Genomic DNA, 599 nt, shown 5'->3' on the forward strand with positions numbered 1-599 from the left:
CCCCCCGCGCCGGCCAGCGCATACCCCAGCTTGCGGCTGCGCTCCACACCGCGCTGCAGCTTGAGCAGGCTAAGCCCGCTCCCCTCGTACTCAGCCCGATGCCGCGCATAGTGCGCGACGATTTCCTCATCTTCGAGCTTGGCCAGCAGCGCCATGCTGGCGGTCCCCTGGCCCAGCAGCCGGGTGCTCCCGTTGAGCAGGTGGAAATGCTGCACGCGGTGGCTGCCTTCCTCGGCATGCATGCAGTAACCATGGTCGCCGATGCGCACGATCAGGAACACCGTATCGCCGGTCTTGCGCGCCAGCGCCTTCATGCGCGTGGCGCAGGCGCTGGCCAGCGGCGAGCGGTTCATGGTGCGCAGGCCCAGCGCCATGGCTGCCATGCCCAGCCGGAAGCGCTTGCCTGGCTCGTCCTGCACGGCGAATCCCGCGTGGGTGAGGTAGCGCAGCATGCGGTGGGCCGTGGTGCGGTCGATGCCGGTCTGTGCCACCAGTTGCGGCAGGGTCAGGCCTGACTCGTGGTGTTCGGCCAGCAGGCAGAGCAGGGTAAACGCGCGCTCCAGGCTCTGCACGCCGGGGATGGCTGGAGACGGCGGGGG

At 69.4% G+C, this 599-nt stretch carries 1 protein-coding gene; it reads right to left on the reverse strand.

All coding sequences use genetic code 11. The annotated features are described in order from the left end of the window. Positions 1-599: IclR family transcriptional regulator (locus AC1RWI_RS38070; RefSeq protein WP_492870892.1), on the reverse strand; the 599-nt coding region annotated here is incomplete at both ends.

The sequence above is a fragment of the Cupriavidus sp. MPR-AND1C genome, from assembly GCF_058809705.1.